Annotated in this window: 2 protein-coding genes and 1 pseudogene; 2 read left to right on the top strand and 1 reads right to left on the bottom strand. The window is 55.8% G+C overall.

Annotation, left to right across the window (positions count from 1 at the left end; all coding sequences use genetic code 11):
• A partial coding sequence (locus XI05_RS09055; protein WP_271500752.1) for an Abi-alpha family protein occupies nt 1-418 on the bottom strand: 418 nt, incomplete at its 3' end.
• A 137-nt stretch (nt 419-555) separates the two neighbouring features.
• Between XI05_RS09055 and XI05_RS09050 the strand changes: the two genes are divergently transcribed.
• Both XI05_RS09050 and XI05_RS09045 read left to right on the top strand, forming a co-directional pair.
• Nucleotides 556-1662, top strand: a complete 1107-nt coding sequence (locus tag XI05_RS09050) for a hypothetical protein (protein WP_271500749.1) — start codon at nt 556-558, stop codon at nt 1660-1662.
• A gap of 70 nt (nt 1663-1732) precedes the next feature.
• Nucleotides 1733-2368 (top strand): annotated as a pseudogene (locus XI05_RS09045) (tyrosine-type recombinase/integrase); the annotation flags it as partial.
• Between the last annotated feature and the right edge of the window lie 103 nt (nt 2369-2471).

Below are 2471 nucleotides of genomic sequence, written 5' to 3'. Positions count from 1 at the left end.
ACGTGATGACGGCAGTCTCGTTCGTGCTCGACACACCCGAACTGTAGCGGGTTTCGCCCTTCTTCCTGATCGCTTTATCCTCGTAGTACATCCATTCGGCGAACATGGATCGCAAAACATTGACATCGGTGCCGCTCGATCCGGCAAGCACCGAGACGAATTTCTTCTCAATCTCGCTCGCTGGATCAAGCGCGGACGCTAAGAGGTTCGCATACATCGTATGCAGATCGTCCTCGTATTCCATCGTGGCGTGTTCGAGGAGCGGCATCATGATCTTGGGCGGCGGCACCTTTGTCTGAGTGATACCAGCCTCTTTTAGCCGTTTCTCGACCTTGTGAAAGAGCAGCACAAGGCGGTCCCAATCGAGGATGGCCGCCTCTATGCGCGCGCCTTGGGTTAAGCGCGTTGAAGCGGCCACTGCCGGCCGATGGTCGATGATTGTGCGGCGGGCCCGAGGAAGAAGACGTAGCTGTGGCGTGACTGCGGCTAATACTTGACGGCGCTTAAGTTTTTGGAAAGATGGGATGCCAACCTGAGGCTACGGGGGGGAGTTCCATGCGTGCTATAATTGCCGCACTAGTTCTGTTCGTCACTATTGTGAATCCGGTCCAGGCACGCGGTCCCTACGGCAGGATATCCGTCGCCGGATGGTCGGGTGGAGCTTATACGGACGATAAGACAGGCCAGTTCTCGAATTGCATTGCGAGCGCGAACTACAAGAGCGGCATTAATTTTGGGGTTCTTGTCACCAAGAACTATAGTTGGATGCTCGCGTTCACGCACCAAAGCTGGACTCTATCCCAAGGGCAAAAGTTTCCGATCGTTTTAAGCTTTGATGGCCGGAATACATTCAACGTGGATGCTGCAGCCATATCGGGAACGATGGTTTTCGTTCCAATGCCGGACAATTCTGCTCTGATTAAGAGTTTCCGCGCAGCACGCACTATGTCTGCATTCGCCCAAGGCAATCTTTTCCAGTTTGATTTGAGCGGAACATCAGTTCTCATTCCTGCGCTCGTAAGCTGCGTGAAGACGATTAATGCTGGAGGTGTTGCAGCAGCCACCGACTTCACGGCGGCGGTTAGTTCGAACCTACCTCCCAAGCCAATGGGACCAAGTTCTTCGCCAACCACAGCATCCAGCTTGGAACCGACGCGTCCCCAAGAAGGCTCGGCAGAATTGCAGTTGGAGGCAATGCAGTTGGCCTCAAACTTTATTCTTAAAGCAACCTCGTTGTCTCATCCGAGCCTAGTTAGCCGGTCTCAGACGCCTGTTGCTCTTGCATCTACCGGGGCGGCTTGGAAAGCCGACAACGCAACTGGGTTCGTTCGCATTATTCCCCCGCAACCCAATGTGGCTGGGCTTGACGTGGCTGCGGCAATCGTTGGGAACGATGCAAAAGACTGCAAAGGGAAGTTTGCCTCCGCGCGTAACAGCGAGCTTGTCGATAGTGAAGTCGTCTTCCGGGGCATGTCCTCCTGTGAGGACTCCGAGAAGTCGGCAATAGCTGAGTATTTCATCCTTCCTCGCAAAGCGGGAGGATTCATCATGTTTTCGGTGATAACGCCCACGAAGACGATCGGCCAAGAGATTCAAGGTCAACAACGTGACGAACTGAATGCAGGTTTCCGCAAAGCGGCCTACACCTCCGTAACTCAATGATTCAGTTTTCGAGCCGCGTCGGTCTATGAAGCCGGCGCAAATTTGCGCTGTCTCTTTGTGGTTGGCTGTTGTTTGGGCGCCCGAGACGGCCCGCCGAGAGGCAAAGGTGCAGCTCGGCCGCGTGGCTGGCGGTGAGGATCCCGAAGATCGCCAGCTGGATCACAAGGCGCTCACGGTGAAGGAGCTATGCACCCGCTACTTCGCTGATCTCCAGGCTGGTCTCATTCTAGGGAAGGGCGGAAGACCGAAGAAGGCCTCAACGATCGTCACCGATACGGGCCGGATTGAGCGACACATCATTCCCCTCATAGGGACTAGGCGAGTCAAGGATCTCACCAAGACCGACATTAACAAGGTCCTCAAGGACATCATGGCCGGAAAGGCGCGGGTTTCGGTGAAGACCAAGAAGCTGCGCGGAAAAGCAATCGTCCGAGGCGGCGCAGGAGCGGCCACCCGCACCGTTGGCCTTCTCGGCGGGATCCTTACCTACGCTGTCGAAGCGGGCATTATTGACACCAATCCCGCCCATGGCATCCGCAAGCCAAAGGACAACGTGCGAAAGCGTCGGCTATCAGAGGCGGAGTATCGAATACTTGGTCGGATGCTTCGCGGCGCCGCAGAGCAGGAGAAGTACGCCACGATAGCGGACATCGTTCGCCAGCTTGCTCTGACCGGCTGCCGGCGTAGCGAGATGATCGGCTTGAAATGAACGGAGGCGGATACTGAGTCGAGTTGCTTGCGATTGTGACCTGCCACTGCGTATTTCCTCCAGAAGGAGTTAGAGTCCGGCCCGAAGAAGGACGGACAGA

Origin of the sequence: Bradyrhizobium sp. CCBAU 11357 (genome assembly GCF_028128865.1) — a bacterium.
Lineage (GTDB): Bacteria > Pseudomonadota > Alphaproteobacteria > Rhizobiales > Xanthobacteraceae > Bradyrhizobium.
This window is presented reverse-complemented; position numbering and strand designations above follow the sequence as displayed.